We start from the raw sequence: 25562 nt of genomic DNA on the forward strand, positions 1-25562 counted from the left end.
AGAAGGCGACAACCGGGGGCGCGGGGAACTGCGCGCCCGACCAGGCACCTCGGCAAGGTTGCGAGGAAGCGGCGAACCACCACCCTCCTCGCGATCATCGCTGACGGCCCCGCCCGCACGGCGCACGCACGGCGAAGGGCGCCCCCAGCCGTGAAGGCCAAGGGCGCCCTTTCGGTGACGCGTCGCGGAGCGCCTAGTTGTCGCCGTCCTCGTCGATCAGGAAGCCGCGCATCGGAGCGGGCGCCTGCTGCATCGGCTGCGGGGGCTGCGGCCGCACGGCCGCCATCGGCTGGGTCATGCCCGCCGGCGCCATCGCCCCGTTGCCGCTGCTCGCCGAGGCACCGCCGAAGGACGGGGCGCCGGACGAGCCGCCGAAGGAGGAACCGCCGAAGGACTGGTTCCCGCCGAAGGACGGGGTGGAGCCGAAGGACGGCGCCGGGGAGGACATCGCGCTGGCACCGGCGGGCGCCATCGACGACGCGGCCGGCGGCAGCGAAGCGGTGGCGGGGATCCGCGGCGGGGCGAGCGAGTCGTCCGCCTGCGACTCCAGCTGGCGCAGCTGGGTCTCCAGGTAGGACTTCAGCCGCGTGCGGTACTCGCGCTCGAAGGCGCGCAGGTCCTCGACCTTGCGCTCCAGGGTGGCGCGGGCGGACTCCAGCGAGCCCATCGCGACGCGGTGCTTCTCCTGGGCGTCCCGCTCCAGGGCGTCGGCCTTGGCACGGGCGTCCCGCTCCAGGCCCTCGGCGCGGCTGCGGGCCTCGCCGACGATCTTGTTGGCCTCGGAGCGGGCCTCGGAGATGGCCTGGTCCGCGGTCTGCTGGGCGAGCGCCAGGACGCGGGCGGCGCTGTCGCCACCGGGGTTCTGCTGCTGCTGCATCGGGTTGCCCATCGGGCCGCCCATCGGCTGCAGCTGCTGCCCGCCCATCGGCTGGAGCTGCTGCCCGCCCATGGTCTGGCCCATCTGCTGCTGCATCGGGTTGCCCATCGGCTGCAGCATCTGGCCGCCCATCGGCTGGACCAACTGCTGCTGGCCGCCCATGGTCTGGCCCATCTGCTGCTGCATCGGGTTGCCCATCGGGCCGCCCATGCCCTGCTGCGGACCGGCCGGCAGCTGCGGGGCGCCGGAGGGCAGGCCGAGCGGCTGGTTGCCCATGCCCTGCTGGTTGCCCATCCCCTGCTGGGGGCCGGCGAGCTGCTGCGGACCGCCGAGCTGCTGCGGACCGGGGCCCTGCTGACCGGGCACCGGCGGGCCGGATATGGCGGCGGGGACGGGAGCGCCGGGGCGGCCACCGTCCTGCGGAGCCTGCTGCTCCTTGCGCATGTTCGCCTGGTTCTGCGCGGCGGCACGCGTGGCGGCGGCCAGCTTGGCGCGCAGGTCCTCGTTCTCGCGCAGCAGGCGGGTCAGCTCGGCTTCGACCTCGTCGAGGAAGGCATCGACCTCGTCCTCGTCATAGCCTTCGCGCAGCCGGACGGTCGTGAACTGCTTGTTCCGAACGTCCTCGGGGGTCAATGGCATCTCTTCACCTCAACGTGATCGTCGGACCGGCATCCTGTCGCATCGTTCAGAACGACAGGCGCTGCACGAGCGAGATCAGGACATACACAATGATCATCAGTACGAAGAAGGACAGGTCGAGCGCCACGCCCCCGAGACGCAACGGCGGAATGAAACGCCGAAGAAGCTTGAGTGGCGGATCCGTGACAGTGTACGTGGCCTCCAGCACCACGACCATGGGCTTCCCGGGACGCCATGAACGGGCGAACTGGAACACCCAGTCCATGACGAGTCGGAAGAGCAGGATCAGCAGGAACACGGTCAGCACCCAGTAGAGCACCGAACCGAAGATCCCCATCGCGTCTCCCTCTCCCTGTCCGACGTACCGTCAGTGACGCTCTGTCAACAGACCCACACATGTAGTCGTGGTCGGGTCAGCTCTGGTTGAAGAACCCACCCTCGGCGATCCGAGCCTTGTCCTCCGCCGTTACATCGACGTTAGCAGGCGACAGCAGGAACACCTTCTGTGTCACGCGCTCGATACTGCCGTGCAGACCGAAGACCAGTCCAGCGGCGAAGTCTACGAGCCGCTTGGCGTCCGTGTCGTCCATCTCGGTCAAATTCATGATCACGGGCGTCCCGCCGCGGAACTGTTCCCCGATGGTACGGGCCTCGTTGTAGGTCCTCGGGTGCAGCGTGGTGATGCGGTACGGCTCTCGTTCGTTGACGACCTTGGGCATGATCACCGGGGTGCTCTTCTCCAGGTTGCGGTGGCGCTCGGATGTGATGGACGACACGGGAGCCATCCGCGGCTGCTCCTGCCGGATCGGCACCGCGGCGGGCACCGGCTGGGGCGCGATGTGCGCCACGGGCGCCGGCTGCGGGGCGGGCGCGGCGGGAGCGGGGGCGGGCGCGGCCCGGAGGTCCTCGGTCCGGCCGGTGCGGATCGGCTCCGGGTCCGCGTCGTAGTCGTCGTCGGGGTCGTACCCCTGGCTGTCGTAGGTCTCGTCCTCGACCAGACCGAGATAGACCGCCATCTTGCGCATCGCGCCGGCCATGCTGCTGTCTCCTCCGCTCATGCGCCCACCGTGTCGCCCTGCGGATGCCGCGGTTCCCCTACGATCTGTCAGGCCGACGGTCCGTCAGACCGCGGAGAGGCGCTCGGATGCGATCCACGGTTTACCTGCAGACTGATCATCTGCTAGGTTCTGTCCTATTTTGTCCTGCAGTCTGATCTACTTACTCGGTGACGTTACCCGAGCGGTGACCGCACTCCGAGTACCGCCGTACCGACGCGTACGTGTGTCGCTCCGGCGGCGATCGCCTGCTCCAAGTCCCCGCTCATCCCTGCCGAGACCATGGTTGCAGCCGGATGGGCCGCGCGTACGTCGCTTGCGATTTCCGCCAGCCGCGCGAAGGCGCGCGCCGGGTCGCCCGCCAGCGGGCCGGCGAGCGGGGCGACCGTCATCACGCCGTCGAGCCGCAGCCCGGGCGTGTCGGCGATCTTCTCGGCCAGCGCGAGCACCTCGGCCGGGGCCACCCCGGCCCGGTGCTCCCCTTCGCCCGCCTCCTTGTCCAGGGCCACCTGCACCAGGCAGCCCAGCGTCGGGCGTTCGGCGGCGCGGACGGCGGCGGCCAGCGAGTCGACCAGCCGGGCCCGGTCCACCGAGTGCACGACGTCGGAGTAACGGACCACCGAGCGGGCCTTGTTGGTCTGCAACTGGCCCACGAAGTGCCAGGTCAGCGGGAGTTCGACGCAGCGCTCGGCCTTGGGGGCGGCGTCCTGGTCGCGGTTCTCCGCGACGTCGGTGACGCCGAGCCCGGCGAGCAGCGCGGTGTCCTCGGCCGGGTAGGTCTTGGTCACCACGATCAGGGTGACCTCCGCGCGCGGGCGGCCGGCCGCGGCGCAGGCGTCGGCGATCCGGCGCTCGACCACGTCGAGGTTGGCGCCGAGCTGCTCGTAGCGGGCGCGCTGCCCCTCGGTGAGGGCGGCGGCGAAGTCCGGTCCGCCCGGGAACGGACCGTAGATGTCGTTCGTCATGAGTGTGAGGGCCCCAGCCAGACGTAGCTCGCGAGTCGGCCGGTCCGCTGCTCCCGGCGGTAGGAGTAGTGGTCCGGCGATTCGAGGGTGCAGACGGATGATCGGACCACATCCTGCACGCCCGCCGCGGCGAGCTGTGCGGCGGCCCCGGCGGGGACGTCCAGCGCGGGGGTGCCCCAGGAGGTCTCGGCGTGCGCGGCCGGGACGAGCGCGGCGACCTCGGCGCGCATCGCCTCCGGCACCTCGTAGCAGCGGCCGCAGACCGCTGGGCCGATCGCCGCCAGCATCCGCTCGGGGCGGGCGCCCAGTTCGCGCATCGCGGCGACCACCGCGGGGACGACCCCGGCGGCCAGGCCCGGCCGGCCCGCGTGCGCCGCGCCGACCACGCCGGCGGCGGGATCGGCCAGCAGCACCGGGGTGCAGTCGGCGGTCAGCACGGCCAGGGCCAGCGGGCGGTCGGTGACCACCGCGTCGACGGTCGGGGCGGTGCCCTCGGGCTGGCGCTCCGTCACCACCGCGACCTCGGCGCCGTGCACCTGGTTCATCCAGACCACATCGGCCGGATCCAGCCCCAGCTCCCCGGCCGCGAAGAAACGGTTCTGCTTGACGGATTCGGACGAATCGCCCACCGCGCCGCCGAGGTTGAGCTCCCCGTACGGCGCGGTGCTCACCCCGCCCCACCGGGTGGTGGAGGCGAAGTGAGCACCGTGTCGGGAGAACGTATGGATCACTTGAGGAAGTCCGGTACGTCGAGCTCCTCCGCGGGGCTCTCGACGTACGGCTGCCGCACCGGCTGCACCTGCGGCGGCACCGGCGGGGCGGCGGCCGTCACCGGGGCCGGGGCCTCGGCGGTGCGCGAGGGCTCCTCGGCGCGGGTGACCGAGCCGATCGAGCCGTAGGACGGGCGGGTGGCCGGGCGCTCCGGGGCCGGGGCGGACGAGGACGCCGCGGAGGAGGAGGTCGACTTGACCACCGGCTCGCGGACGATGGCGGGCGGCTGCCCCCCGTCGAACCCGGCGGCGATCACGGTGACCCGGACCTCGTCGCCGAGCGCGTCGTCGATGACCGCGCCGAAGATGATGTTCGCCTCCGGGTGGGCGGCCTCGCTGACCAGCTGGGCGGCCTCGTTGATCTCGAACAGGCCGAGGTCGGAGCCGCCGGAGATGGAGAGCAGCACGCCGCGGGCACCGTCGATGGACGCCTCCAGCAGCGGCGAGGAGATCGCCATCACCGCGGCGGCCTTGGCGCGGTCCTCGCCGCGGGCCGAGCCGATGCCCATAAGCGCCGAACCGGCGTCCGACATGACCGACTTCACGTCCGCGAAGTCCAGGTTGATCAGGCCGGGGGTGGTGATCAGGTCGGTGATGCCCTGCACGCCGGAGAGCAGCACCTGGTCGGCGGAGCGGAACGCGTCCAGCACCGAGACCTGGCGGTCGGAGATCGACAGCAGCCGGTCGTTGGGGATGACGATCAGGGTGTCCACCTGCTCGCGCAGGCTGGCGATGCCGTCCTCGGCCTGGTTGGCCCGGCGGCGGCCCTCGAAGGTGAACGGCCGGGTGACCACGCCGATGGTGAGGGCACCGAGCGAGCGGGCGATGTTGGCCACCACCGGCGCGCCGCCGGTGCCGGTGCCGCCGCCCTCGCCGGCCGTCACGAAGACCATGTCGGCCCCCTTGAGGACCTCCTCGATCTCCTCGCGGTGGTCCTCGGCGGCCTTCCGGCCGACCTCGGGGTTGGCTCCGGCGCCGAGGCCGCGGGTGAGTTCGCGGCCGACGTCGAGCTTCACGTCGGCGTCGCTCATCAGCAGCGCCTGGGCGTCGGTGTTGATCGCGATGAATTCGACGCCCTTGAGCCCGACCTCGATCATCCGGTTGATGGCGTTGACTCCGCCGCCGCCGATGCCGACGACCTTGATGACCGCGAGGTAGTTCTGGGGTGCTGCCACGTCGGGGCCTCTCGCCTCGAATTTCCGGGTCGGCTCCCCTGGATTGTGAAGGCCGACGGATGTCGATGGGTGGGAAGCACGTGGTTCCAACCCGAACCCTAAACTTGAGGTTGAGGGTTATGGCTGTGCCGGTGTCACCTCGGTGTCGAGCACAGCTCGTTGACACAGGACAGTAGGTCGCAACCGGCGCGCGTTTCAACGAACACGCCGAGCTTCCCTTTTTCTTTTGAGCCTATGTGATCATCGACCCCACGGTGAAACCGGGGTGACCACCAAGGGTCGGACCGGAGCCGTGACTCCGTCAATACCGCCCCCGGCTACAGAACTTACCGGATCAGCCGGACACCGCCGGGGCATCCGGCGCACTCACGTCGTAATTCGACGCCTTCCGACCGAGCAGGGCGGTCAGCACCTTCGCCTTCCGACCGGTGTCCTGCGCGCTGCCCCAGCGCACCGTCGCGCCGGAGGCCAGTTTCAGCCGGATGTCGTCGTAGGAGTGGACCGTGAGCGAACCGGCCTGCTGCGCCACCTCCGGCGGCAGGCCGGCCGCCACCGTGACGGCCGCGCGGACCAGGGTCGGGCGGTCGATCACGGACAGCGCGTCCTGCGCGGGCCCGCTCAGGTCGAGCGCCACCACCGGGACGCCGGCGGGGGGTTGCGGCTCGGTGGCGAACTCCACACCGTCCGCGTCGACCTGGACGAAGCCGCCGCCCTCGTGCTGGATCGCCGCCACCGGGCGGCGCTCGGTGACCTTCACCCGCAGGGTGTGCGGCCAGCCGCGCCAGACCTCGGCCCTGGCCACCCGGGGCACCTTCGCCACCTCGGCCCGGGCCTCGTCCAGGTCGACCCGGGCCAGCGGGCCGCGGGCGGTGCCGCCGAGCGCCCGCTCGACGTCCTGCTGGGTCAACCGGCCCGAGTCCAGGCCCTGGACGGCCACCCCCCGGACGTCCAGGGCGGAGGAGAAGAACACCGTCCAGCCGAGCGCCCCCGCCACCAGCGCGCCCAGCGCGACCAGCACCGCGACGCCCCGGCGGGACAGGCGGAGCCGGGGCGGGCGGGCGGGGCCGCCCTCCTCCCCCAGCTCCTCCTCGTACTCCTCGTCAGCCACGGCGGCGGCCGCCGCGGGCGGCCTCGATCGCCTCGTACACCATCTGCACCAGCAGGTCGTCGGCGTCCCGGCGGCCGAACTCGGCGGCGGAGCGCGACATCTCCCACAGCTTGGCCGGATCGGTGAGCACCGGCAGCACGTTCTTCAGCACCCAGTCCGGGGTCAGCTCGGCGTCGTCGACCAGCAGGCCGCCGCCCGCCTTGACCATCGGCTGGGCGTTCAGCCGCTGCTCGCCGTTGCCGATCGGCAGCGGCACGAACGCGGCCGGCAGGCCCACCGCGGCCAGCTCGGCCACCGTCATCGCGCCGGCCCGGCAGAGCATCATGTCGGCCGCCGCGTAGGCCAGGTCCATCCGGTCCAGGTACGGCAGCGCCCGGTACGGCGGCATGCCGGGGATGTCGTCGATGGTCGGCAGCTCGTTCTTCGGACCGACCGCGTGCAGGATCTGCACGCCGTACTGCTGGAGCCGGGGCGCGATCGCCTGCACCGTCTCGTTCAGCCGGCGGGCGCCCTGCGAGCCGCCGGAGACCAGCAGGGTGGGCAGCCGCTGGTCGAGGCCGAAGTGGTGCCGGGCCTCCGGGCGGACGGTGCCGCGGTCCAGGGTGGCGATGGTGCGGCGCAGCGGGATGCCGATGTACCGGGAGTCGCGCAGCTTGGAGTCCGGGGTGGAGACCGCGACGAAGTCGCTGTAGCGGGCGCCGATCTTGTTGGCCAGGCCGGGGCGGGCGTTGGCCTCGTGCACCACGATCGGGACGCCGGCCCGCTTGGCCGCCAGGTAGGCGGGCATCGCCACGTAGCCGCCGAAGCCGACCACCGCGTCCGCGTTGACCCGCTCGATCACCTCCTGGGCGGCGCGCACGGTGCCGCGCAGCCGGCCCGGGACGGTGATCAGTTCCGGGGTGGGCTTGCGGGGCAGCGGCACGGCCGGGATCAGCGCCAGCTCGTAGCCGCGCTCGGGGACCAGCCGGGTCTCCAGGCCGCGCTCGGTGCCGAGGGCGGTGATCCCGACGGACGGGTCGTGCCTGCGCAGCGCGTCCGCGAGCGCCATGGCCGGCTCGATGTGACCGGCGGTCCCGCCGCCGGCGAGTACGACATGCACCGAAATTCACCGCTCCCTGCGCGGCGGCCGGGGGGCCTTGCGCGCTGTGGTTTTCCTACCTGGCAGCACCCGGTCCAGGACGGGCCCGAACCGGGAGTTGGCCCCTTTTCGCCATCTGCGGGGCCGGGCAGCCAGCGCTGCCTTCGCCGCCGGGGAGCTGCGTGCGAAGCACAGCAGCAGCCCGACGGCGCACATGGCCGACAGCATCGCGGAACCGCCGTACGAGAACAGCGGCAGCGGGACGCCCGCGATGGGCAGGAGTCCCAGCGCCGACCCCAGGTTGACCACGGCCTGAGCCATGATCCACGTGGTGGCGGCGCCCGCCGCGTACCGCACGAACGGGTCCGTGGTGCCGAGGGCCACTCGGATACCCGCGTAGCCTAGTGCCGCGAAGAGGCCGAGCACCGACAGCGTCCCCACCAGGCCGAGCTCCTCGCCGGTCGCGGCGAAGATGAAGTCGGTGTGGGCCTCCGGGAGTTGCCCCCACTTCTCCACCCCGGCGCCCAGTCCGGATCCGAACGGCCCGCCCGCGGCCAGGGCGTACAGGCCGTGCAGGGCCTGGAAGCAGTCCATCGAGGGGTCGGGCTTGGTGACGCCGACGCAGGAGAGCCGGCCCAGCCGGTGCGGCACCGTGATGATCAGCGCGGTGCAGGCGACCACCGCGATGCCCAGCGTCGCGGCGAACAGCCGCAGCGGGGCGCCGACCATCCAGAGCAGGCCGAACAGGATGGCGATCAGCACCATGGTGGTGCCCATGTCGCCGCCGATCATGATCAGCATCATCAGCACGACGGTGCCGGGCACCAGCGGGACCAGCAGGTGCTTCCACTGGTCCAGCATGTGGGTGCGCTGCTTGCGGGCCAGCAGGTCGGCCGCCCACAGCAGCAGGGCGAGCTTGGCGAACTCGGACGGCTGGACCTGGAAGAAGCCCAGGCTGATCCAGTTCCGGTTGCCGTTGATCCGCACGCCGACGCCGGGGATGGCCACCAGCACCAGCGCGCCCACCACGCCGAACAGCAGCGGGTAGACGGCGGCCCGCAGCACCCGGACCGGGGCCCGGGTCAGCGCCACGGCGATCGCCCCGCCGAGCAGCAGGGCGATCAGCTGCTTGCGGAAGAAGAACGTCATCGGCAGGCCGTACTCGACCACCACGCTCTGCGAGGCGGAGAACACCATCACCAGGCCCAGCACGACCAGCAGCAGCGCGGCGCCCAGGATCAGGTAGTACGGCGTCAGCGGGCGGGCCATCAGGTAGCCGAACCGCTCCCGGGCGGCCCGGAAGCGGGCGATCGGGCCGGCCGACTTGAAGGTGGTGGTGGTCGCCGAGATCAGCTGGAGGCCCTGTGGTGGCTCCTTCTCCCTGGTCGGCACCACGGGCTCCTCACGGTTCGGGTCACGGACGGGAACGCGCCGGGGGTCCTCCGACGGCGAGGCCGCGCCCGGGCGGTGAGCCGCCGGCGGGCGCGACCTCGGGGTGCGTGGCTCAGGGCTGCAGGGCCCGGACGGCGGCGGCGAACAGGTCGCCGCGCTCACCGTAGTTGGTGAACATGTCCATCGAGGCGCAGGCGGGCGCCAGCAGGACGGTGTCGCCCTTCTCGGCGGCGGCGGCCGCGGCCGCGACGATCGCGGCCATCGCTCCGGCGCCAGTCTGGCCCGGTGCGGGCTCGAAGACCGGGACCTGCGGGGCGTGTCGCTCCAGCGCCTCGCGGATCAGCTGCCGGTCCTGGCCGATCAGCACGGCGGCCCGCAGCCGGGGCGCCGCGTCGGCGACCAGCTCGTCGAAGGTGGCGCCCTTGGCCAGGCCGCCGGCGATCCACACCACCGGCCGGTACGCGGCCAGCGAGGCGGCGGCGGCGTGGGTGTTGGTGGCCTTGGAGTCGTCGACGTAGGTGACGCCGTCGAGCTCGGCGACGTGCGCGATCCGGTGCGCGTCGGGGGTGAAGGCGCGCAGCCCGTCCCGGACGGCCTTGGCGTCGACGCCGTAGGCGCGGGCCAGCGCGGCGGCGGCCAGCGCGTTGGTGATGTTGTGCGGGGCCGGCGGGTTGACGTCGGCGACGGCGCCGAGTTCGGCGGCCGCGTTGGCCCGGTCGGCGACGAAGGCCCGGTCGACCAGCAGGCCGTCGACCACGCCGAAGTTGGAGACGGCGGGCGCGTCGAGGCCGAAGCCGACGGCCCGGCAGCCCTCCTCGACGTCGGCCTCGCGGACCAGCGCCTCGGTGGCCGGGTCGGCCAGGTTGTAGACGCAGGCGACCTGGTTGCCCTCGTAGATCCGGCCCTTGTCGGCGGCGTACGCCTCCATCGAGCCGTGCCAGTCGAGGTGGTCGGGGGCGAGGTTGAGGACCGCGCCGGAGTGCACCCGCAGCGAGGGCGCCCAGTGCAGCTGGTAGCTGGAGAGTTCGACGGCCAGCACGTCGTACGGCTCCTCGGCGAGCACGGCGTCCAGCACCGAGACGCCGACGTTGCCGACCGCGGCGGTGCGCTTGCCCGCGGCGGTGAGGATGGAGGCCAGCATCTGGACGGTGGTGGTCTTGCCGTTGGTGCCGGTGACGGCCAGCCAGGGGGCCGGTTCGCCGGTGGCGGGGTGCGGGGTGCGCAGCCGCCAGGCGAGTTCGACGTCGCCCCAGACCGGGACGCCGGCCGCGTCGGCGGCGGCGAACAGCGGGCTGTCGGGGGCCCAGCCGGGCGAGGTGACGACCAGGGCGGTGCCCTCGGGCAGGGTGGCGCCGTCGCCGAGGCGGACGGTGACGCCCTGCTCGGTGAGGGCGGCGGCCTTGGCCGCGAGGCCCGGGCCGTCACCGCCGTCCACCACGGTGACGTGCGCGCCGAGTCCGTGCAGGACGCGGGCGGCACTGATCCCGGAGAGGCCGAGTCCCGCCACGACGACCGGCAGTCCGGCCCACTCCGGGTTGTTCATCCGGTCACCCATCCCGCGTAGAAGAGTCCGAGTCCGACGGCGACGCACAGGCCCTGGATGATCCAGAACCGGACCACGATCAGGACTTCGCTCCAGCCCTTGAGCTCGAAGTGGTGCTGGAGCGGCGCCATCTTGAAAACGCGCTTGCCGGTCATCCGGAACGAGCCGACCTGGATGATCACCGAAAGGGTGATGATCACGAACAGGCCGCCGAGGATGGCGAGCAGCAGCTCGGTGCGGGAGACGATGGCCAGGCCGGCCAGCGCGCCGCCGAGGGCCAGCGAGCCGGTGTCGCCCATGAAGATCTTCGCGGGCGAGGTGTTCCACCACAGGAAGCCGAAGCAGGAGCCCATCAGGGCGGCGGCGACCACGGCGAGGTCCAGCGGGTCGCGGACGTCGTAGCAGGAGGCGGTGGCCTTGATCGCGTAGGCGCAGTTCTGGCCGTGCTCCCACAGGCCGATGAAGGTGTAAGCGCCGAACACCATCACCGAGGCGCCGGTGGCCAGGCCGTCGAGGCCGTCGGTGAGGTTCACGCCGTTCGACATCGCGGCGATCATGAAGTAGGCCCAGATGACGAACAGCACCGGGCCGATCGACCACTTGAAGTCCTGCACGAAGGACAGGTGGTCGGAGGCCGGGGTCAGGCCCCGGCTGTCGCTGAACTGCATGGCCAGGATGGCGAAGGCCAGGGCGACGAAGGACTGGCCGAGCAGCTTCGCCTTGGCCCGCAGGCCCAGCGAGCGGCGCTTGACCACCTTGATGTAGTCGTCCAGGAAGCCGACCAGGCCGAGGCCCGTGGTCAGGAACAGCACCAGCAGGCCGGAGGCGGTGGGCATCTCGCCCGTTATCGCCTTGGTCCCGAAGTAGGCGATCAGTGTCGCCAGGATGAAGGCGATGCCGCCCATGGTGGGCGTGCCGCGCTTGCTGTGGTGCGCCTTGGGGCCGTCGTCCCGGATGTACTGGCCGTAGCCGTGCTTGGCGAGCAGCTTGATCAGGGCGGGGGTGCCGAGCAGGGTCAGCACCAGGCCGATCATGCCGGAGAAGAGGATCTGCTTCACTTCGCGGCACCGTCCGCGAGCAGCGCCTCGGCGACCCTCTCCAGCCCCACCGAACGGGAGGCCTTCACCAGGACCACGTCCCCCGGCCGGACCTGACTGCGCAGCAGCTCGATCGCCGCGTCCGCGTCGGACACCAGCACCGACTCCTCACCCCACGAACCTTCGTTCCTCGCGCCCAGTTCCATCCGGGCCGCCTCGCGTCCGCCGACCGCCACCAGCTTGGTGATGTCCAGCCGCACCGCGAGTCTTCCGATGGTGTCGTGCTCGTCGAGGCTGTCCTCGCCGAGCTCCCGCATCTCACCGAGCACCGCCCAGGTGCGGCGGCGCTCCGGGCCGGTGCCCGCCATCGTCGCCAGGGTCCGCAGCGCGGCCCGCATCGACTCCGGGTTCGCGTTGTAGGCATCGTTGACGACGGTGAGGCCATCGGCCCGGTCGACCACCTCCATGCGCCAGCGGGACAGCGCACCCGCCTCGCTGAGTGCTTCGGCGACGCGGTCGACGGGCATCCCGAGCTCCACCGCCACCGCGGCGGCGGCGAGGGCGTTCGAGACGTGGTGCTCACCGTACAGGCGCAGCTGCACGGGTGCGGAACCGGCCGGGGTGCTGAGCGTGAACTGCGGCCTCCCGGTGGCGTCCAGGCGAACTCCGGTGGCCCGGACGTGGGCGTCCGGGGACTCCCCGAACAGCACCACCCGGGCCCTGGTGCGGCTGCTCATCGCGCGCACCAGCGGGTCGTCGGCGTTGAGGACGGCGACGCCCTCGGGCGAAAGGGCCTCCACCATCTCGCCCTTGGCCTCGGCGATGCCCTCGCGGGAGCCGAACTCGCCGACGTGCGCGGAGCCGACGTTGAGGACCAGGCCGACGGTGGGCGGGGTGATGCCGGTCAGGTACTCGATGTCGCCCTTGTGCCGGGCGCCCATCTCCAGCACCAGGTGACGGGTGGTCGGATTGATCCGCAGCGCGGTCAGCGGGTGGCCGATCTCGTTGTTGGCGTTGCCCGCCGCGTAGACCGTCTCGCCGTGCTTCGTCAGCACCTGGGCGATCAGGTCCTTGGTGGAGGTCTTGCCGGAGGAGCCGGTCAGGCCGACGATCCGCACCTCGGCGGAGCGGGCCACCACGGCGCGGGCGAGCCGGCCGAGGGCCACCACCACGTCGTCCACCAGGATCGCGGGCACGCCGACGGGCCGGGTGGCGAGCACCGCGACCGCGCCGTCGGCGACGGCCTTCGCCGCGAAGTCGTGGCCGTCCACCCGCTCGCCGGCCACGCACACGAACAGCCCGCCGGGCTCGATCTGCCGGTTGTCGTGCACCACGGCGCCGGTGATCGACGCCTGCGGGTCCGCACTGTCGAGCGTCCCGCCGACGGCCTGCGCCGCCTCCGTGAGGGTCAGGCTGATCACCGGTCTACCTCCGCGTTGTTCGCCCGCTCGTTGTTGCGGTCGCTGGCGCCCTGCTGCTCGATCGCGGTCCGCAGGACCTGCCGGTCGTCGAACGGGCGGACCTCGCCCTTCACGTACTGGCCCAGCTCGTGCCCCTTGCCGGCCACCAGCACGGTGTCGCCGGCGTGGGCCCGGGCGACGGCCAGGGCGATCGCCTCGCCCCGGTCGGGGACGGCGAGCACCTCGCCGCGCTCCGGCTCGGGCACCTCGGCGGCGCCGGCCAGCATGGTGGCCAGGATCGCCAGCGCGTCCTCGGAGCGCGGGTTGTCGCTGGTGAGGACGGCGGTGTCGGCGAGCCGGGCGGCGATGGCGCCCATCGGCCCGCGCTTGTACGGGTCGCGGTCGCCGCCGCAGCCGACGACGACGTGCAGCCGGCCCTTGGTGACCTCGCGCAGCGAGGCGAGGACGGCGCTGAGCGCGTCCGGCTTGTGCGCGTAGTCGACCACGGCGACGTAGTCCTGCCCGGCCTCGACCTTCTCCAGCCGGCCGGGCACCCCGGCCACCCCGGCGACGCCCGCCACCGCGGCGTCCAGGTCGACGCCGGCGGTGACCAGCGCGGTGATCGCGCCCAGCGCGTTGGCGACGTTGAACGGGCCGGGCAGCGGCACCGAGGCGTCGGCCCGCTCGCCGTCCGGGCCGAGCACCCGGAACGTCGAGCCGGACGGGCCGAGCCGGACGTCGGCGGCGCGCCAGTCGGCGGCCGGGTCGCCGGCCGCGGAGAAGGTGGTCATCGGGATCCGGGCCTCGGCGGCCAGCCGGCGGCCGTAGGAGTCGTCCCGGTTGGCGACGCCCCGGCGGGACTTGCCCTCCTCGAACAGCCGGGCCTTGGCCCGGTAGTAGTCCTCCATGTCGGGGTGGAAGTCGAGGTGTTCGGGCGTCAGGTTGTTGAACAGCGCGACGTCGTAGACCACGCCGTCGGTGCGGCCGTACACCAGCGCGTGGCTGGAGACCTCCATCACCACCGCGTCGGCCCCGGCCTCGCGCATCACGCCGAGCACGGCGTGCAGTTCGGTGGCCTCGGGGGTGGTGCGCTCGGACTTGATCCGCTCCTCGCCGACCCGCATCTCGACGGTGCCGATCACGCCGGGCAGCCGGCCGGCCCCGCGCAGGCCGCCCTCGACCAGGTAGGAGGTGGTGGTCTTGCCGTTGGTGCCGGTCAGGCCGATCATCAGCATGCTCGCGCTGGGCGTGCCGTACACCGCGGCGGCCAGCGGGCCCATCGCCTCGCGCGGGCTGTCCACCACCAGCAGCGGGACGCCGGCGTCGGCGGCCAGTTCGGCCCCGGCGGCGTCGGTGAGCACCGCGACCGCGCCGGACGCGACCGCGCCGGCGGCGAACGCCGCGCCGTGGTGGTTGGCCCCGGGGAAGGCCACGTACACGTCGCCGGGGCGCACCGCCCGGGAGTCGTGGGTGACGCCGGTGACGGCGGGCCCCTCCAGGGGGTCCAGGCCGAGCAGCCGGGCCGCCTCGGCGAGGGGCAGCGCCGCGGTGCGGCCGGGTCGGGGCGGGATCGCGGAGGTTTGATCGGGTTTCGGCACGGCCGGAAGGCTATCGGCCCCGCGCCCCCCGGGGCCAAACCGGGCCTGCTCCGTGACGCTGCTCACACGGCGCGGTCCGCGCCCTGGGGTGTCGCTCATCTCAGGGTTTCCAGTCGACGGGCAGGTTCGGCGCCTCGCTGCCGCTCGGCGGGACCTGGAGGGACTTGAGGGTGAACTCCATCACCTGCTTGAAGACGGGCCCGCACAGCTGCCCGCCGAAGTGCCCGTTGACCGGGTTCTGGATGACGCAGGAGACCGTCACCCGGGGCTGGTCGGCGGGCGCGAAGCCGATGAAGGAGGCGGTGTACCCGGAGTACTTGCCGGTCTTCGGGTCCACCCGGTTGGCGGTGCCGGTCTTGCCCGCCACCCGGTAGCCGGGGATCTTCGCGGTGTTGCCGGTGCCCTGCTCGTCGGTGACGACGGACTCCAGCATCTCGGTCAGCGTCTTGGCGGTCTGCTCGGACACCACCCGGTTCTGCGCCCCGGCCGGCGCCGGGGCGAACTTCCCGTCCGGGCCGGTGGTCCCGGCCAGCAGGCTCGGGGCGACCCGCACGCCGCCGTTGGCGATGGTGGAGAACACCGAGGTGGCCTGCAGGGCGTTCACCGACAGGCCCTGGCCGAACGGGATGGTGTACTGCTGCGAGCCGTTCCAGTCCTCGGGCTTGGCCAGGATGCCGCGGGTCTCGCCGGGGAAGCCCAGGCCGCTGGGCTTGCCGATGCCGAACCGGTCCAGGTAGTCGGCCAGCACCTTGTTGGACTCGGCCTGGGTGGCGCCCAGGTGCTCGGCGGCCTCGATGGTGCCGATGTTGGAGGACTTGGCGAGCACGCCCGCCAGGGTCAGGTACCAGGTCTCGTGGTCGACGTCGTCGTGGAACACCCGGTCGGCCCGCTGCAGCGTGTTGGGCACCTCGACGTGGGTGTCCCAGTTCGCCTTGCCGGTGTCCAGCACCGCCGCCATGGTCATCAGCTTCGCGGTCGAGCCGGGCTCGTAGGCGTCCTGCAGCGCGGCGTTGCCGAGCTGGTCGGCGCGGGCCGAGGACAGGTCGTTCGGGTCGAAGCCGGGCGAGGTGGCCATCGCCAGCACCTGGCCGGTCTTCACGTCCTGGACGATCACGTAGCCCTTCTCCGCCCCGGCGTTGGCCACCTGGTCGGTGATGGCCCGCTGGGCGGCCCACTGGATGTCCGGGTTCACGGTCAGCCGCAGGTCGGTGCCGGGCACCGGGTCCTGCCGGGCGCCGCCCGCGGTGGCGACCCGGCGGCCGCCCGACGCGGCGTACGTGGAGTGGCCGTCCTGCCCGGCCAGCAGCTGCTGGTACTGCAGTTCCAGGCCGCCGGTGCCGGTGCCCTCGGCGTTGACGAAGCCGACCAGGTTCGCGCCCAGACCGCCCGCCGGGTAGCTGCGCCGGGTCGACTGCTCCCAGAACATCCCGGCCAGCGGGTTGACGCAGGCCGCGTCCAGGAACTGCCGGCCGCCCTTGTCGGCGGGCTTCTTGAGCAGCTGGACCTGGGCGCGGCAGGCCGCGGTGTCGGTCTGCTTGGTGAGCGCGGCCTTCAGGTCGGCGATCTGGTTCTTCGCCGCCGGGGTCTGCCGGGCCATCAGCAGCGCGTACTGGCTCTTCGGGTTCTTGCTGTTCGGGTGCAGCTTCTCGGCCAGCTTCTCCTTCGGCTGCCCGAGGATCGGCGCGAGCAGCGCCGCGGCCTGCTCCGGGGCGTCCGGCAGGTGGGAGGACTCCGGGGTGAACATGGTCGGGTCGGCGGTGATGTCGTACGCGTCGACCGAGGTGGCCAGCACGGTGCCGTCCGCGGCGGTGATCGAGCCGCGCTCGGCGGGCAGCGACACCCGCACGTACTTGTTGGCGCCCGCGGCGGCCGCCAGCGCGTCGGAGTCCAGCAGCTGCAACTGCACCAGCCGGCCCGCGAAGACGGCGAACACCAGCAGCAGACAGACCGTCACCAGCCGCAGTCGGCGCCGCGGATCGGCCAGCTTGATGCTGCGGGGCGCGGACGGGGCCGGGCGGCGGGGCGCCGGACGGCGGGCCGGGCGGGCGCTCGGGCGGCGCGGCGGGGCGACCTCGCGGTGCCCGGCGGCGGCGCGCGGCCGGGCCGGACGGGCGGGGGCGCCGTCGGCGGTGCGGCGCGGCTCGGCGACCCGGCGGCGCGGCGGCTGCTCGGCGGAACGGCCCGTTCCGGCGCCCCCGCACCGGAACGGCCCGCGGCGGAGCGCCCCGCGGCGGAACCCGAACCGGCGCGCCCCGCACCGGGCTTGGCCGGCTTGTCGGCCCCAGGCCGGCCGCCGGAACGGCCCGCGCCCGCGCCCGCGCCGGAGCCCGAACCCGAGCCGGAGGCGGTGCGGCGCGGCCGGGGCGCGTCCCCGGGCGGGCGGCTCACCGCTGCGCCCCGGCGGACGGCGGGGCGGACGCGGGCGGGGTGGCGGAGGCGGGCGGGGCGGGCGCGAGGTCGATGCCGGGGTCGCCGGGGCTCGCGCTCGCCCCGGGCGAGGCGGCGGCGGCCGGGTCGGAGGGCGCGGCAGTGCTGGGGCGCGGCACCGGCGGCTTGTCCTCGGCGGGCTTGGCGGTGCCGGTGACGGTGCCGTCGGGGTTGAGGAAGGCCGGGTCGCCGCCGGCCACCATGCCGAGTTCGCGGGCGCGCCGCTCCAGCGCGTCGGGCGCGGACTGCTCGGCGATCTGCTGCTGCAGGGTCTGCTGCTGGTCGGTGGCCCCGGTGGTCTGCTTCTTGAGCCGGGAGAGGGTGAACGATCCTTCGTTCAGGGCGGTGTTGAGCATCAGCAGCCCGAGCAGCCCGGCCGACAGCAGGGTGACCACCAGCACCGCGAAGGGGGTGCGCCCCCGCATCGAGCGCGCCCCGGGCCGGACGGTGATCCGTGCCCTGCCCCCCTGCCCGGGGACGCTCCCCCGGGTCCGCTCGCCGGCCACCGGCACCGCTCCACTCCCCTTCGCTCCGCTGCTCCCGGCGGCTGGCTACCTCCGGGTCCGTCTGATCCTCTCCGCCACGCGCAGCCGCACGGGCGCGGCGCGCCGGTTCTCCTCGATCTCCTCCTCGGTGGCCAGTTCGGCTCCGCGGGTGAGGAGTTTCAGCCAGGGCTGGAGCTCCTCGGGGATCACCGGCAGGCCCGGCGGGGCGGTGGAGGTGGCACCCGCCTGGAGGTACTGCTTGACCAGGCGGTCCTCCAGCGACTGGTAGGACATCACCACGATCCGGCCGCCCACCGCGAGGGCGTCCAGCGCGCCGGGGATGGCCCGGTCCAGCACCTCCAGTTCGCCGTTGACCTCGATCCGCAGCGCCTGGAAGGTCCGCTTGGCCGGGTTGCCGCCGGTGCGCCGGGTGGCGGCCGGGATGGCGTTGCGGACCAACTCCACAAGACGAGCACTGGTGCTGAACGGTTCCCGCTCGCGCTCGCGCAGCACCGCGGAGGCGATCTTCCCGGCGAACCGCTCCTCGCCGTACACCTTGAGGATCCGGGCCAGGTCGCCGTGGCTGTAGGTGTTGAGGACCTCGGCGGCGGAGATGCCGCGGGTCTGGTCCATCCGCATGTCCAGCGGGGCGTCCTGGGCGTAGGCGAAGCCGCGGTCGGCCTCGTCCAGCTGCATCGAGGAGACGCCGAGGTCGAACAGCACGCCGTGCACCTCGGGGACGTCCAACTCGTCCAGGACGCGCGGGATCTCGTCGTACACGGCGTGCACCAGGGTGGCCCGGTCGCCGAACGGGGCGAGCCGCTTCGCGGAGAGCTCCAGGGCCTGCGGGTCGCGGTCGACGGCGATCAGGCGGACGTCCGGGAAGCGGGTCAGCAGGGCCTCGCTGTGGCCGCCCAGGCCCAGGGTGGCGTCCACCACGACGGAGCCGGGTGCCGAGATCGCCGGGGCGAGGGCGTCCAGGCAGCGCTCCAGCATCACCGGGACGTGCCGGGGGGCGGGGCTGTCGGTACTCATACGGGGGCGGGGCCCTTCCTCAGGTGCGGTGTGGCCGGGCCATTCTCGCGCACCGGGCCGGCCGGCCCGCACACCGCCCGTGGTCCCCGCCCGCTCGCTCGGGGGAAGGAGCGACCGCCCGGCACCGGGGAAGGTGCGCCAGGTGGGCACGGAGCGGGAGGAGGCCGCGGATTGCGTACGGGCCGGCCGGCCCGGCGCGGAGAGCGGGCCGCCCGCCCGGTTGCCGGGCGCCGTCCGCCGTGCTCCACTGCGCCTGCAGCCTATCGTCCGCGCCCCGGCAGTCAACGTTCCGCTCCGGCGCACCACCCGGCCGGCGGTATCGGTTTGCGCAGGTGGGGCCGGTGTGCGGGCCCGGACGGGGGTGGGGCGCGGGGCCCGGCCCCCGCGCCGGGCGAACCGGGGCGAAGGCGCCCGAACGGCCCCGGCCGGACCGGCGGCGCCGCCCTCGGGCGGGCGGGGCGCCCGTCCCGGTCCGCGGGATCCGCCGGGCCGCGCGAAACCGCGGGGGCCCGTCCCTCGTCCCAAACCGGGACAGCCTTCGCGTGTCGCCCGGCCGGGTGACTTCTGACCGGGGGACAGGGAAGAATGCGCCAAGTATTCGGGGTGGGCCGGGCTCGAACCAGCCGCCCGGTGACTGGGCAACATGGGAGCGTACGGGTGACGACCATCAACGGACAGGGCACCGACCAGCCGGAACCGGGGCGCTACGACCGGCGGGAACCGGCCGGTCTGGCCGAGCTGGCGGCGGTGGTCGGCCGGGTCCGGAAGTCCGTGGAGAGCGTGATCGAGGGCAAGCCGGAGGCGGTCCGGATCGCGCTGACCGTGCTGCTCGCCGAGGGCCACCTGCTGCTGGAGGACGTGCCCGGCGTCGGCAAGACCATGCTGGCCAAGGCCCTGGCCCGCTCGGTGGACTGCACGGTGCGCCGGATCCAGTTCACCCCGGACCTGCTGCCGTCCGACGTCACCGGCACCAACGTGTTCGACCAGCACCAGCGGGACTTCGAGTTCCGGCCCGGCGCGATCTTCGCGCAGATCGTGGTCGGCGACGAGATCAACCGGGCCTCGCCGAAGACCCAGTCCGCGCTGCTGGAGTCGATGGAGGAGCGCCAGGTCACCATCGACGGCACCACCCACGAACTGCCCTCGCCGTTCATGGTGATCGCCACCCAGAACCCGGTCGAGATGGAGGGCACCTACGCCCTGCCCGAGGCCCAGCGCGACCGCTTCATGGCCCGGGTCTCGATCGGGTACCCCAGCGCCGACGCCGAGTTCGCCATGCTCGACCTGCACTCGGCGGCCAACCCGCTGGACGACCTGCAGCCGGTCGCGCACGCCGCCGACCTGCTCAAGCTGATCGACCTGGTGAAGACCGTCTACGTGGCCGACCCGGTCCGCCGCTACGCCGTCGACCTGGTCGCCGCCACCCGCACCACCTCCGAACTGCGGCTCGGCGCCTCCCCCCGGGCCACCCTGCACCTGGTCCGGGCGGCCCGCGCGCACGCCGCCCTGGACGGCCGCGACTACGTGCTGCCGGACGACCTCCAGGCGCTCGCCGTCCCGGTGCTGGCCCACCGCCTGCTGCCCACCTCGGAGACCCAGCTGAGCCGCCGCACGGTCGAGCAGGTGGTGCTCGACCTGGTGGCCCGACTGCCCATCCCGCGTCCGCAGGGCCGCTGAGGTGGCGCGCCCCGCCCGCGCCTCCGGGGTGCGCGCCGCGCTGCGCGGACTGACCACCCGGGGGCGCTCCTTCCTGGCGGCCGGTGTGACCGCCGCGCTCTGCGCGTTCCTGTTCGGCCAGCCCGCCCTGCTCCAGGTCGGGGTGCTGCTGGCGGCGCTGCCGCTGGCCGCCGCCGCGCTGCTGGTGCGCACCCGCTACCGGGTCGCCTCCGGCCGCCGGCTCAGCCCGCAGCGGGCCGCGGCCGGCCAGGAGGCCCGGGTGCACCTGCGGCTGGACAACGTCTCCCGGGTGCCCACCGGCCTGCTGCTGCTGGAGGACAAGGTCCCGTACGTGCTGGGCCCGCGCCCGCGCTTCGTGCTGGACCGGGTCGAGCCGCGCGGCTTCCGCGAGGTGTCCTACCGGGTCCGCTCCGACCTGCGCGGCCGCTACCCGCTGGGCCCGCTGCAGCTGCGGCTGTCCGACCCGTTCGGGATGTGCGAGCTGACCCGCGCGTTCAGCGCCGCCGACGTGCTGACCGTCGTCCCGCAGGTCCAGGACCTGCCGCCGGTCCGGCTGCCCGGCGAGTCCGGCGGGCAGGGCGAGTCCAACACCCACACCCTGGCGCTGGCCGGCGACGACGACGTCATCCCGCGCGAGTACCGGCACGGCGACGACCTGCGCCGGGTGCACTGGAAGTCCACCGCCCGGTACGGCGAGCTGATGGTCCGCCGGGAGGAGCAGCCGCTGCAGGCCCGCGCCACCGTGCTGCTGGACACCCGGGAGACCGCGCACCGCGGCTCCGGCCCGGCGTCCTCGTTCGAGTGGGCGGTGTCCTGCGCCGCCTCGGTCGCCGTCGACCTGGTGCAGCGCGGCTACCGCACCCGGCTGCTCACCGACACCGGCTTCTCGGTGCCCGACCCCGGCACCGGCGGCACCGGGGCCGGGGCGGCCGAGGCGGTCGGGATGCTGCTGGACGCGCTGGCCGTGGTCGAGCACTCCGACGGCGGCACCCTGGCCCGGGCCGAGGAGGTGCTCCGGCTCGGCGGCGAGGGCCTGCTGGTGGCGGTGGTCGGCGACCTCGACGAGGAGCAGGCCGAGCGGCTGGCCCGGCTGCGCCGCCGCACCGGCGGCGCCGTCGCCCTGCTGCTGGACACCGGCACCTGGTCCGGGCTGCGGCTCCTGCTGCCGGACACCCCCGACGAGGAGGCCGCCGCCCGGGTCGCCCGGCTGCGCGAGTCCGGCTGGACGGTGCTGCCGGTGCGGGCCGGCGACTCGCTGCCCGCCCTGTGGCGGGCCGCGGACCGCACCCAGAACACCACCGTTCCCTACCGAGACGAGGTCGGCGCGTGACCACCCGGGCCAAGTTGACGCTCTGCGCGGCCCTGGCGACCGCCCTGGCGGCGCTGTGCCTGTCCCCGCTGTTCCGGGACTCCTTCGCGCTGGCCCCGCACGGCCTGCTGATGATCGCCGTCACGGCCGGCGCCGGCGCCGGGCTGCGCGCCCTGCCGCTGCCCCGGGCCCTGGTGACGCCGCTGCAGCTGCTCGTGGTGCTGTACGTGCTGATGCTCACCACCGTGCAGTCCGCGATGAGCTTCGGCGTGCTGCCCGGCCCGGGCGCCCTGGACGCCGTCTCCACCCTGCTGAGCAGCGGCGGCACCGACATCCAGGAGTACGCGATCCCCGCCCCGGCCACCGACGGCCTGCGGCTGATCGTGGTCGGCGCGATCGCCCTGGTCGCCGTGCTGGTCGACGCGCTGGCGGTCACCTACCGCCGGGCCGCCGCCGCGGGCCTGCCGCTGCTCGCCCTGTACTCGGTGGCCGGCGGCCTGGTCGACTCCCCCGGCGGCATGTGGCTGTGGTTCCTGTTCGGCGCGGCGGGCTTCCTGGCCCTGCTGTACACCGAGGGCCAGGACCGGCTCACCCGCTGGGGCCGGGTCTTCCACGGCACCGGCCGCTCGGCCGTGACGCTCTCCAACGGCGGCCGCCGGATCGGCGTGATCGCGCTGGCCGCCGCCCTGCTGCTGCCGGTGTTCGCCCCCGCGGTCGGCCCCGGCCTGTTCGGCAGCGTCGGCGGCCACAGCGGCGAGGGCGGCGGCAACGGGAACGGCAAGGGCGACGAGCGCTCGCTCAACCTGGTCGTCGCGCTCACCGCCAACCTGCGCTCCAGCGACGACACCCCGCTGCTGAGCTTCTCCACCGACTCGCCCGACGCCGACCAGCTCTACCTGCGGATCGCCGCGCTCAGCGAGTTCAACGGCCAGGAGTGGCTGCCCGGCGAGCAGAACGCCCAGCCGCTGCCCGCCACCGTGCCCGCCCCCGAGGGCCTCGCGCCGAACCTCCCCACCACCACGGTCCGCACCAAGGTCACCGTCACCGAGCAGCTCAGCACCGCCTGGCTGCCGATGCCGTACCCGATGTCCTGGCTGGAGGTGCCGAACACCGGGAACTGGCGCTTCGACCCGGCCGGACGCACCGTCAGCGGCGCCAACGGCCAGAAGAGCAAGGGCCTGACGTACTCGGTCGGCTCGGTCGCGGTCAACGCCACCCCCGCCCAGCTGCGCGCGGCCGGCCCGGCCCCCGAGGACATCACCAAGCGCTACCTGGGCCTGCCGTCCAACCTGCCGCCCGTGGTCGCCGAGACCGCCAAGGACGTCACCAAGGGCAAGAGCACCCCGTACGACCAGGCGGTCGCCCTCCAGCAGTACTTCACCAGCGGCGGCTTCACCTACAACACCAAGATCGAGGCCCGCACCGGGCCGGACGCCATCGCCAAGTTCCTCCAGGACAAGGAGGGCTTCTGCGTCCACTTCGCCGCCACCATGGCCGCGATGTCCCGCTCGCTGGGCATCCCGGCCCGGGTCGCCATCGGCTTCACCCCGGGCACCGGCAACGGCACCGACCGGGTGGTGCGCAGCTCCAACTACCACGCCTGGCCCGAGCTGTACTTCGACGGCTACGGCTGGATGCGCTTCGAGCCGACCCCGAACCGGGGCAGCACCCCGCTCTACTCCGTCCAGCAGACCACGCCCACCAGCGCGCCCAGCACCGCCCCGAGCAGCGCCGCGCCGAGCGACCAGCCCTCCGCCCAGCCGTCCTCCTCCAGCAGCTGCCCCCCGCAGCAGCACCGGATCGGCGACTGCGCCGACGAGCAGGCCCAGGCCGCCCACCAGGGCGACAGCACCTCGTGGTGGCTGTCCTGGCCGGGCCTGGTCACCGTGCTCGCCGTCCTGCTGCTGCTGGCCGCGCTGGCCTTCCCGCTGCTCTGGCGCACCAGGCTGCGCCGCCGCCGCCTCGGCGCCGGCCGCCACCTGTCCGGCGCGGACGGGCCGCGGCTCACCGACGAGCAGGTGCTCGCCGCCTGGGCCGAACTCGTCGACTCCGCCTGGGACCTGGGCATCCCGCCGGACGAGGCCCGCACCCCCCGCAACGCCGCCCGACGGCTCGCCGAGGACGCCGGACTCGACGCCGACGCCGCGGCCGCCGCGGGCCGGGTCGCGCTGGCCACCGAGCGGGTCATGTACGCCCGCGAGTCCGAGGCGCCCGCGCACCTCGGCGGGGACGTCCGCACCGCCCGGCAGGCGCTGCTGGTCCGCGCCACCCGCACCCGCCGGCTGCGCGCCCTGCTGCTGCCCGCCTCCGCGGTCCGCCTCTGGTGGCGCGCCCAGGACCGGGCCGCCGCCCGCCGGGAGCGCACCGCCGAGCGGGCGGCCGCGGTGCGGGCCGCGCTGGCCGGGCCGTTCCGGCGGCGGAAGAAGGAGCAGGAGTGAGACCCCGCCCCGCCGGGTGACCACCGGGGAACGCGGGGCCCGGCCGGGGCCCCGGGCGCCTTGGGTGCCCCGGGCTCCCTGGGCTCCCCGAGCGCCCTGGGCGCACACGAAAGATCCGCCCGGCGGAGGGTTTCCCCTCGCCGGGCGGATCACGTCTCGGTGGGTGCTGCTACAGCCCGCTCTGCTCGTCGCGGCGCCGCTGCCAGCGCTGTTCCATACGGTCCATGACGCCGGTCCGCCGGCGTGGCGCTGCCGCCTGCCGTGGGCCGGGCCCGGCCGGGCCGCGCCGCCACGCGGTGACCGCGAGGACCGCACAACCAAGCATCACCAGGAACCCGACCACACTGACCCAGATGACCTGCGTGACCAGGCCGCCCATGAGCAGCGCGACGCCCGCCACGAACCCCGCCACGGCCAGGTAGACCCGCCGACGGGTGTAGGTGTGCAGGCCGGTTCCCTCGAGCGCTGACGCGAACTTGGGATCTTCGGCGTACAGCGCTCGCTCCATCTGCTCGAGCAGTCGCTGCTCGTGCTCCGAGAGCGGCACGGAGTCCTCCTACTCGTCGGTCGCGGGGCGACCGGTCCGCCACCCCTGGCTCGGGCCTGTGTGGTCCATATGCCCCACCGGTCTGGCCGTCATGCTTACCGGCTTTACCCAGATCATACGGTCCACGGCCCTGGTTCGGCGTGGTCAATCAGGCGTGGCTCGGGCCACCTCGGCGGTGGTCCCACCCGTGCAACGAGCGGGGGGCCCGCTTGGTGCCCCCCGCCGGGGGTCAGATCGCCTCGGCGAGCAGGTGCAGCTGGGTGGCGACGGCGTGGAAAGCGGGCTGTTCGGCGGCCGCGAGCTCGAGCTTGAGCAGGGCGTCGAGCGCGCCGGGCTCGGTGTCGACCAGCACGCCGGGGACGAGGTCGGCGAAGACCCGGATGCCGTGCACGGAGGTGACCCGCAGCCCGGCGCCGGCGGCCAGGGCGTCCAGCTGCTCGCCGGTGAAGCGGCGGGGCATCGGGTCGCCGGCGCCCCAGCGGCCGTCGGCGGCGTCCAGCGCGGTGCGGGCCTCGGTGAACTGGCCGGCCACCGCACGGGCCAGCACGGCGCCGTTGCGGTTGGCGGCGAGCAGGCTGACCAGGCCGCCCCCGCCGAGGGTGCCGACCAGGTTGCCGAGCGCCTCGGCGGGGTCGTCGACGACCTCCAGGACGCCGTGGCAGAGCACCGCGTCGACCGATCCGGCCGGGACGAGGTCGGGCAGCGTCTGAGTGTCGCCCTGGACGGCCCGGACCAGCTCGGTGACGCCCGCCTCGGCGGCCCGGCGCTCCAGCGCGAACAGCGCGTCGGGGCTCGGGTCGACCACCGTCACCCGGTGGCCCAGCCGGGCCACCGGCACCGCGAAGTTGCCGGTGCCGCCGCCGGTGTCGACGACCTCCAGGACCGGCCGTCCGAGCTCGGCGGAGCGCCGCTCCAGCGCCTCCCGCAGCACCTCCCACACCACGGCGGTACGCAGCGCACTGCGGGGACGAGTCGGATACAAGGCGGCACCCCTCTTGGCAGGTTCT

General features: G+C 73.9%; 21 protein-coding genes. 3 read left to right on the top strand and 18 right to left on the bottom strand.

Going from position 1 to position 25562, the window contains the following annotated elements:
• Positions 1 to 193: 193 nt before the first annotated feature.
• The 16 genes from OU787_RS07595 to rsmH form a co-directional block, all read right to left on the bottom strand.
• The gene (locus OU787_RS07595; protein WP_030463137.1) at positions 194 to 1516 is read right to left on the bottom strand and encodes a DivIVA domain-containing protein; all 1323 of its coding nucleotides are present in this window, start codon (positions 1514 to 1516) and stop codon (positions 194 to 196) included.
• 46 nt (positions 1517 to 1562) lie between these two features.
• A complete protein-coding gene (locus tag OU787_RS07600; RefSeq protein ID WP_030463138.1) occupies positions 1563 to 1853 on the bottom strand; it encodes a YggT family protein in 291 nt (96 codons plus the stop codon).
• A 76-nt stretch (positions 1854 to 1929) separates the two neighbouring features.
• Positions 1930 to 2553 carry a cell division protein SepF gene (locus OU787_RS07605; RefSeq protein ID WP_030463139.1) on the bottom strand — a complete coding sequence of 208 codons (624 nt, stop codon included), beginning with the start codon at positions 2551 to 2553 and terminating at the stop codon, positions 1930 to 1932.
• A gap of 194 nt (positions 2554 to 2747) precedes the next feature.
• Positions 2748 to 3536: a YggS family pyridoxal phosphate-dependent enzyme gene (locus tag OU787_RS07610; RefSeq protein WP_268658909.1), complete on the bottom strand. Its 789-nt coding sequence runs from the start codon at positions 3534 to 3536 to the stop codon at positions 2748 to 2750.
• Positions 3533 to 4267 (bottom strand): peptidoglycan editing factor PgeF, encoded by a 735-nt coding sequence (gene pgeF, locus OU787_RS07615; protein WP_030463141.1) that lies wholly within the window; start codon positions 4265 to 4267, stop codon positions 3533 to 3535. Before pgeF ends, OU787_RS07610 begins: the two co-directional genes overlap by 4 nt.
• Positions 4264 to 5481, bottom strand: a complete 1218-nt coding sequence (gene ftsZ / locus OU787_RS07620; RefSeq protein ID WP_030463142.1) for a cell division protein FtsZ — start codon at positions 5479 to 5481, stop codon at positions 4264 to 4266. Before ftsZ ends, pgeF begins: the two co-directional genes overlap by 4 nt.
• 334 nt (positions 5482 to 5815) lie before the next feature.
• Complete coding sequence (locus OU787_RS07625) at positions 5816 to 6589, bottom strand: cell division protein FtsQ/DivIB (protein ID WP_268658910.1); 774 nt, start codon at positions 6587 to 6589, stop codon at positions 5816 to 5818.
• Positions 6582 to 7688: an undecaprenyldiphospho-muramoylpentapeptide beta-N-acetylglucosaminyltransferase gene (murG, locus tag OU787_RS07630; protein ID WP_030463144.1), complete on the bottom strand. Its 1107-nt coding sequence runs from the start codon at positions 7686 to 7688 to the stop codon at positions 6582 to 6584. Before murG ends, OU787_RS07625 begins: the two co-directional genes overlap by 8 nt.
• Positions 7689 to 7694: 6 nt before the next feature.
• A complete protein-coding gene (gene ftsW / locus OU787_RS07635) occupies positions 7695 to 9062 on the bottom strand; it encodes a putative lipid II flippase FtsW (protein ID WP_030463145.1) in 1368 nt (455 codons plus the stop codon).
• Between the two features lie 109 nt (positions 9063 to 9171).
• Positions 9172 to 10614, bottom strand: coding sequence for a UDP-N-acetylmuramoyl-L-alanine--D-glutamate ligase (gene murD, locus OU787_RS07640; RefSeq protein ID WP_268658911.1), 1443 nt, complete (start codon positions 10612 to 10614; stop codon positions 9172 to 9174).
• Positions 10599 to 11660, bottom strand: coding sequence for a phospho-N-acetylmuramoyl-pentapeptide-transferase (gene mraY, locus OU787_RS07645; protein WP_030463147.1), 1062 nt, complete (start codon positions 11658 to 11660; stop codon positions 10599 to 10601). Before mraY ends, murD begins: the two co-directional genes overlap by 16 nt.
• Positions 11657 to 13060, bottom strand: a complete 1404-nt coding sequence (locus OU787_RS07650) for a UDP-N-acetylmuramoyl-tripeptide--D-alanyl-D-alanine ligase (protein WP_030463148.1) — start codon at positions 13058 to 13060, stop codon at positions 11657 to 11659. Before OU787_RS07650 ends, mraY begins: the two co-directional genes overlap by 4 nt.
• On the bottom strand, positions 13057 to 14736 hold the full coding sequence (locus OU787_RS07655; protein ID WP_369795018.1) for a UDP-N-acetylmuramoyl-L-alanyl-D-glutamate--2,6-diaminopimelate ligase: 1680 nt from the start codon (positions 14734 to 14736) through the stop codon (positions 13057 to 13059). The genes OU787_RS07650 and OU787_RS07655 overlap by 4 nt, the downstream gene beginning before the upstream one ends.
• Before the next feature lies 1 nt (position 14737).
• Positions 14738 to 16591, bottom strand: coding sequence for a peptidoglycan D,D-transpeptidase FtsI family protein (locus OU787_RS07660; RefSeq protein ID WP_327059361.1), 1854 nt, complete (start codon positions 16589 to 16591; stop codon positions 14738 to 14740).
• 430 nt (positions 16592 to 17021) lie between these two features.
• The gene (locus tag OU787_RS07665) at positions 17022 to 17489 is read right to left on the bottom strand and encodes a cell division protein FtsL (protein WP_327059362.1); all 468 of its coding nucleotides are present in this window, start codon (positions 17487 to 17489) and stop codon (positions 17022 to 17024) included.
• 126 nt (positions 17490 to 17615) lie between these two features.
• On the bottom strand, positions 17616 to 18584 hold the full coding sequence (gene rsmH / locus OU787_RS07670) for a 16S rRNA (cytosine(1402)-N(4))-methyltransferase RsmH (RefSeq protein WP_030461033.1): 969 nt from the start codon (positions 18582 to 18584) through the stop codon (positions 17616 to 17618).
• A 657-nt stretch (positions 18585 to 19241) separates the two neighbouring features.
• Between rsmH and OU787_RS07675 the strand changes: the two genes are divergently transcribed.
• From OU787_RS07675 to OU787_RS07685, 3 genes are read left to right on the top strand one after another with little or no spacing between them, the layout of a single operon-like run.
• Positions 19242 to 20261 (top strand): AAA family ATPase, encoded by a 1020-nt coding sequence (locus tag OU787_RS07675; RefSeq protein ID WP_030461032.1) that lies wholly within the window; start codon positions 19242 to 19244, stop codon positions 20259 to 20261.
• Position 20262: 1 nt separating this feature from the next.
• Positions 20263 to 21591, top strand: coding sequence for a DUF58 domain-containing protein (locus tag OU787_RS07680; RefSeq protein WP_268658912.1), 1329 nt, complete (start codon positions 20263 to 20265; stop codon positions 21589 to 21591).
• Entirely contained in the window at positions 21588 to 24008 is a 2421-nt protein-coding gene (locus tag OU787_RS07685; protein ID WP_268658913.1) for a transglutaminase family protein, read from the top strand. The genes OU787_RS07680 and OU787_RS07685 overlap by 4 nt, the downstream gene beginning before the upstream one ends.
• A gap of 169 nt (positions 24009 to 24177) precedes the next feature.
• On the opposite strand, the gene OU787_RS07690 is transcribed toward OU787_RS07685, so the two are convergent.
• Positions 24178 to 24555 carry a DUF3040 domain-containing protein gene (locus OU787_RS07690; protein WP_030461029.1) on the bottom strand — a complete coding sequence of 126 codons (378 nt, stop codon included), beginning with the start codon at positions 24553 to 24555 and terminating at the stop codon, positions 24178 to 24180.
• A gap of 229 nt (positions 24556 to 24784) precedes the next feature.
• Positions 24785 to 25537 carry a methyltransferase domain-containing protein gene (locus OU787_RS07695; RefSeq protein ID WP_030461028.1) on the bottom strand — a complete coding sequence of 251 codons (753 nt, stop codon included), beginning with the start codon at positions 25535 to 25537 and terminating at the stop codon, positions 24785 to 24787.
• Positions 25538 to 25562 lie beyond the last annotated feature (25 nt).

Origin of the sequence: Kitasatospora sp. YST-16 (assembly GCF_026802215.1) — a bacterium.
Lineage (GTDB): Bacteria > Actinomycetota > Actinomycetes > Streptomycetales > Streptomycetaceae > Kitasatospora > Kitasatospora cineracea.